Annotated in this window: 6 protein-coding genes and 1 pseudogene; 2 read left to right on the forward strand and 5 right to left on the reverse strand. The window is 75.1% G+C overall.

The window, feature by feature from the left end:
• Both AB8Z36_RS32965 and AB8Z36_RS32970 read right to left on the reverse strand, forming a co-directional pair.
• Positions 1 to 423 (reverse strand): annotated as a pseudogene (locus AB8Z36_RS32965) (hypothetical protein); the annotation flags it as partial.
• Positions 424 to 460: 37 nt separating this feature from the next.
• A complete protein-coding gene (locus AB8Z36_RS32970) occupies positions 461 to 655 on the reverse strand; it encodes a hypothetical protein (protein WP_062779671.1) in 195 nt (64 codons plus the stop codon).
• A gap of 277 nt (positions 656 to 932) precedes the next feature.
• On the opposite strand from AB8Z36_RS32970, the gene AB8Z36_RS32975 reads away from it, so the two are divergent.
• Positions 933 to 1,325, forward strand: a complete 393-nt coding sequence (locus AB8Z36_RS32975) for an ankyrin repeat domain-containing protein (RefSeq protein WP_369217061.1) — start codon at positions 933 to 935, stop codon at positions 1,323 to 1,325.
• A 300-nt stretch (positions 1,326 to 1,625) separates the two neighbouring features.
• Positions 1,626 to 3,047 carry a HEAT repeat domain-containing protein gene (locus AB8Z36_RS32980; protein ID WP_369217062.1) on the forward strand — a complete coding sequence of 474 codons (1,422 nt, stop codon included), beginning with the start codon at positions 1,626 to 1,628 and terminating at the stop codon, positions 3,045 to 3,047.
• A gap of 109 nt (positions 3,048 to 3,156) precedes the next feature.
• Here AB8Z36_RS32980 and AB8Z36_RS32985 read toward each other — a convergent pair whose 3' ends face one another.
• From AB8Z36_RS32985 to AB8Z36_RS32995, 3 genes are all read right to left on the reverse strand, one after another.
• The gene (locus tag AB8Z36_RS32985; RefSeq protein ID WP_369217063.1) at positions 3,157 to 4,026 is read right to left on the reverse strand and encodes a biotin-dependent carboxyltransferase family protein; all 870 of its coding nucleotides are present in this window, start codon (positions 4,024 to 4,026) and stop codon (positions 3,157 to 3,159) included.
• Entirely contained in the window at positions 4,023 to 4,649 is a 627-nt protein-coding gene (locus AB8Z36_RS32990) for a 5-oxoprolinase subunit B family protein (protein WP_369217064.1), read from the reverse strand. The genes AB8Z36_RS32985 and AB8Z36_RS32990 overlap by 4 nt, the downstream gene beginning before the upstream one ends.
• On the reverse strand, positions 4,646 to 5,177 hold a 532-nt coding region (locus tag AB8Z36_RS32995), incomplete at its 5' end, for a LamB/YcsF family protein (RefSeq protein WP_369217065.1). The genes AB8Z36_RS32990 and AB8Z36_RS32995, both read right to left, overlap by 4 nt.

Below are 5,177 nucleotides of genomic sequence, written 5' to 3' on the forward strand. Positions count from 1 at the left end.
GGCGTAGAGCGGGGCGGGGTCCTCGGGCACGGAGAAGTAGGGCACGAGCGCTTCGTAGAGGGACTGGAGCCGCTGGGCCTGCGCCTCGTCGGGTCCCTCGGGGGCGGGCTCGGTGCGCTCGCGGCCCGCCCAGGCGGCCGCCCCCATCAGGCAGATGAGGGCGAGCATGCCCCCGAAGGGGACGAGGGCCACCACGAGGACCACGGAAGCCGCCATGAACAGCAGTGGCCCGCGCCGGTCCTTGGGCGTGTCCGACCACTTGCGCCGGCCCGCCCCGGCGAGGCGGCGCAGCCCCCGGGTGATCGTGATCAGCGGGTGGAGCACATCGGTGGCGCTGTCGGCGGCCGACCGTGCCAGCTCCCGGCTGCGTGCGAGGGACGCGGTGCCGTTGCTCAGAATGCGGGGGAGTGGGCGCCTGGCCACGTCGGTCTCCTGGAGGTGCGTACGGGGTGCGGGGAGGTCAGAACTTGATCCCGCCGAGGAGGCTCGCGAGGCTCGCACCGCTGGCCTTGATGCTCGGGGCGAGTGCGGTGCCCGCGAGATAGAAGCCGAAGAGGGCGCAGACCAGGGCGTGGGAGGCCTTGAGCCCGTCCTTGCGGAAGAACAGGAAGACGATGATTCCGAGCAGCACGACGCCTGAGATGGACAGGATCATGAGGATTCTCCTGGTTGGTGTGGGGACAGTCACCATGAGTTCTTCCAGGCTCACAGCATGTATCCATACGACAAAAGGTGCAAAAGAGTGAAATCCTCGTGTTTTCCCTCGAATGGCGGAGGGGCGCGGCGCCGCTCATGAGCAGGTCAGGGCATCGGTGAGGGGTGCGGAGTGGTTTGCCTCGGCCGGTCCGCGCCATGTGCCCGCGAGGGCAGTACCCTGTCGATTCACTCGTACGGCTGCACACGCAGCGCACCCAGGAAGGCGGACGCCCCCCATGAGCGAAGCCCATGACCCCGAGGTCGTGGAGCTGGCGACCAAGATCTTCGATCTGGCCCGCCAGGGCGACACCGCGGCGCTCGCGGCATACGTCGACGCCGGCGTGCCGGCCAACCTCACGAACGACAGCGGCGACTCCCTGGTGATGCTCGCCGCCTACCACGGGCACGCCGAGGCCGTCCGGGCCCTGCTGGAGCGGGGCGGCGACGCCAACCGCGCCAACGACCGGGGCCAGACGCCGCTCGCCGGGGCCGTCTTCAAGGGCGAGAACGAGGTGATCCGGGCGCTCCTGGACGGTGGCGCCGATCCGGGCGCGGGCACGCCCTCGGCGGTCGACACCGCCCGGATGTTCGCCAAGACGGAGCTGCTCGAACTGTTCGGGGCCGCCTGAGCGGGTACCTGACCAGCAACAACGGGGGCGCTGGAAATGTGGTCGCGGCGGGCAGGACCGCCGGGCCATCATGACGACGTGATTCACGGACGCGACGGCGGGGCAGGTTCTGCCGCACCGCGCGGACCGTGAGCGGCCCGCCCCCGGACCTCCGTCCGGGAACCCATGGGGCCACCGACGAGAGGCAGAGGAAAATGGTCTTCGACAAGCAAGAGACGGCGGGCGGCCCGACGTGTTGGCGCACGGCCAGGTAATGCGTGATTCCCGGTTGCGTCGACGCTTGATGTGAGGCTGTTTCCCATGTTCGATCCGGTCATAGCGCCCAGCGGTACGCTGCTCGGCCTGCTGCAGCGGGGCCGCGGCGACGGCACCCTGCACGCCCTCACGGCACCCCGGCACGAGGCGCTCGCCGCCCTCGACCACTGTGTGCTGAACGATCCACGCCACGACTGGCAGGTGGAGAACCGTTCGCTGTACTACGCCCGGCTCTACCTCGACCTGAACGGCGGGCTCGGTGCGATCGAGCGGCACCTCTTCGACGCCGAGGACGTCCTGAACACCGACGACTCACGCACGGGCCTCGCCCTCGCGGTCCTCGGCCACCTCGCCTCCTACGGCCGCCACGACGCCCTTGAGCTCCTGCGCAGGTACGCCGCGTTCGGGGCGAACTGGGCCTGGGCCCTGGACGAGCTGGCCCTGCGCGACGACGACGCGGGCCTGCGCGCCCTCGCCGTCCCCGTGCTCGCCAGGTTCCCCGCCGACGCGGAGGGCGAGGCCGAGCTGGCCGCCGCCGTCCGCGACGCCTACGAACCCCGTCCCTGGCGCCTCTGGGAGGAGGACGCGCGCCCCGGTGTCGGCGCCCGCGTGCGCGCCGCGCGGGAGCAGGGCTCCTTCGACCGCTGGCAGCGCCAGATGCGGCCGTCGGGGCCGCGCCCCGGCTGGAGCGTGCGGGCCGTCCTCGACTGGGCCCAGGAGGGCTTGGAGCGCGGAGCCGTGCTGCACGTGCCCGCCGCGCGCTGCCTGACCGCCGTCGCCGGGCCCGACGACCGGCCCGAGATCGTCGAGGCCGCCCGCAGCGGCTCCGACGGGGCCAGGGGCGCCGCCCTGCGCTATCTGGCCGACGCCCAGGACCCGGCCGTCCTCGACCTCATCGAGCGCGCCGTGGCGGAGGGCTCCACCCGGGTCGTGGTGGACGCCGCCCTGGAGGCCTTCGAACGGATGCGGAGCGTCGCCGCCATCGAGCGCGCCCGGCGCTGGGCCTACCGGCCCGACGAGCTCGGCGCCGCCGCCGGACGCGTACTCGCCTGCCGGGGCGGTGCGCAGGACAGCAAGCCGGTCCTCGCCGCGCTCCGCGAGGCGGTCAGGGGCGAGGGCCCCGACGCGCCGACCCTGTGGAGCCTGGTCGACGGCGCGGGACGCCTCGGCATCGCCTGCGCGGCCCCCGTGCTGCGCCATGTCTACCGCGAGACCGCCTCCTCCCACCTGCGCGGCCGCGCCGCCCGCGCGCTCGCCGCAACCGATCCCTCCTTCGCCGCCGGATTCGCCGTCGAGTGCCTCTGGGACTGCGAGGAGTCCACCCGCGAGGTCGCGGCACGGCACGCAGAGACCGGTGACGCCCGCGTGGTCAACCGACTCCGCAGGCTCGCCGCGGACCCCGCGGAGGAGGACGAGGTGCAGACCGCGGTCCGCAGCCGGATCGGCCCCGACGCTCCCGCGGTGTAGACGGCGGCGCTGCGGGGGCCGCGGTGCTCCGGAGCCAGCCGCTCCGGAGTCAGCCGCTTCGGAGTCAGCCGCTTCGGAGTCAGCCGCTTCGGAGCCAGCCGCTTCGGAGTCAGCCGCGCCCCGCGCGCACGAAGCGGACCGGCGTCCCCGGCGGGGCCTGGGCCGCCGCCGCGAGGTCCCGCTCGCGGACGACCGCGACCACCGGGTAGCCCCCGGTGGTGGGGTGGTCGGCGAGGAAGACCACCGGCGTGCCGTCGGGCGGCACCTGGACCGCGCCGAGAACCATGCCCTCGCTCGGCAGCTCGCCCGGGACGGCGCGCTCCAGCGCGGGCCCCTCGGTCCGCAGGCCGATCCGGTTGCTCGCCGAGGACACCCGGTACGCGCGCGTGGTGAGCGTCTCCAGAGCCGCCGCCGTGAACCAGTCGGAGCGCGGCCCGAGCGTCACCCCGAGCACCAGCTCCCCGGGGGGCGCGGGCTGCGGAACGGCGTCCACGCGTGCGTGCGGGCCGCTCGGCTCACCGAGCGGCAGGACGGCTCCGGTGGCGAGCGGCGCCGGGCCGAGCCCCGAGAGCAGGTCCGTGGCGCGGCTGCCGAGCACCGGCTCGACGGCCACGCCGCCGTCGAACGCGACATAGGACCGCACTCCGGCGACGACGGCCCCGACCTCCAGGAGCGCCCCCGCCGGCACCCGCAGCGGCGCCCCCCACGGAGCGGGACGGCCGTCCACGCTCACCGGGCAGGGCGCGCCGCCGACCGCGACCGTCACGGGCAGGCGCGGACGTACGGCACAGCCGTCGAGGGTGGTCTCCAGGACCGCCGCGTCCGGTCCGTTGCCCACCAGACGGTTGACCAGGGCGGCGGCGGGCGCGTCGAGGGCCCCCGAGCGGGGCACCCCGAGATGGGCGTGGCCGGGGCGGCCGCGATCCTGCACGGTGGTCAGGGCCCCGGGCCGCACGACGGAGAAGGCGCGGTCGCTCATGAAGCCTCCGGTGCGCCGGCCGCGACGAAGCGGACGCGCACGCCGGGGGAGAGCAGGGCCGCGGGCACGCGCGCGGGGTCCCACAGCACGACGTCCGTGGAGCCGATGAGCTGCCAGCCGCCGGGCGAGGCGCGGGGGTAGACGCCCGTGTAGGGCCCGGCCAGTGCGACGCTGCCGCGCGGGACGGTGGTGCGGGGCGTGGCCCGGCGCGGCACTTCGTAGCGCTCGGCGAGGCCGGTGAGATAGCCGAAGCCGGGCGCGAACCCGCAGAAGGCGACGCGGAACTCGGCCGCCGAGTGGACCCGTGCCACCTCGGGCACGTCCACCCCCCAGTGGGCGGCCACGTCGGCGAGGTCGGGGCCGTCGTAGCGCACCGGGATCTCCAGGACGGTGCCCTCGCGCGGCGGCAGCGGCGGCACCTCCCAGCCGGGCAGCTCGGCCCGGACGCGGGCGGGCTCATCCAGGCCGTCGAGGAGCACCGTGCGGGCGGCGGGCACGATCTCGCGCACCCGCAGGGCGCCCGTCGCCCGGCGGCGCAGCAGTTCGGCGTGGAGGGCCTGCGCCTCGGTCCCGTCGGCCAGTTCGACCAGCAGGGCGTGCTCGCCCACCGGCAGGGCCCTCATGCGAAGGCCGCCACGCGCACGCCCGCGGACTCCAGGCGGGCCCGGACGCGGCGGGCCAGGTCCACCGCCCCCGGGGTGTCGCCGTGCAGGCACAGGGACCGGGCGCGGACGGCGATCTCCCGCCCCGTGAGCGAGGTGACGCGGCCGGACCGTGCCATGCCGAGGGAGCGTTCGACGACGGCGTCCGCGTCCGTGATCACCGCGCCCTCGGCGGAGCGCGGGACCAGTGTGGCCTCGTCGGTGTAGGCGCGGTCCGCGAACGCCTCGGTGACGACGGGGAGACCGGCCTCTGCGGCGGCGTCCAGGAGGCGTGAACCGGGCAGTCCCAGGAGGGGCATCGCCTCATCCGCGAGGAGGACGCCCCGGACGACCGCGCGGGCCTGGTCCGCGTCGTGCACGACGCGGTTGTAGAGCGCGCCGTGCGGCTTGACGTAGGCCACGCGCGTGCCCGCCGMSCKCGCSARSWCCCKSYAGGAGACCTGTGCCCCGATCCGTACCCCGCGCTCGGCGGCCCGCTCGCACACCCGG

This window comes from Streptomyces flavofungini, from assembly GCF_041028215.1.
Lineage (GTDB): Bacteria > Actinomycetota > Actinomycetes > Streptomycetales > Streptomycetaceae > Streptomyces > Streptomyces flavofungini_B.

Excerpts from the sequence above, each read along its gene's own strand:
- AB8Z36_RS32970 (WP_062779671.1), bottom strand. The coding sequence starts at position 655 with ATGATCCTGTCCATCTCAGGCGTCGTGCTGCTCGGAATCATCGTCTTC.
- AB8Z36_RS32975 (WP_369217061.1), top strand. The coding sequence starts at position 933 with ATGAGCGAAGCCCATGACCCCGAGGTCGTGGAGCTGGCGACCAAGATC.
- AB8Z36_RS32980 (WP_369217062.1), top strand. The coding sequence starts at position 1,626 with ATGTTCGATCCGGTCATAGCGCCCAGCGGTACGCTGCTCGGCCTGCTG.
- AB8Z36_RS32985 (WP_369217063.1), bottom strand. The coding sequence starts at position 4,026 with ATGAGCGACCGCGCCTTCTCCGTCGTGCGGCCCGGGGCCCTGACCACC.
- AB8Z36_RS32990 (WP_369217064.1), bottom strand. The coding sequence starts at position 4,649 with ATGAGGGCCCTGCCGGTGGGCGAGCACGCCCTGCTGGTCGAACTGGCC.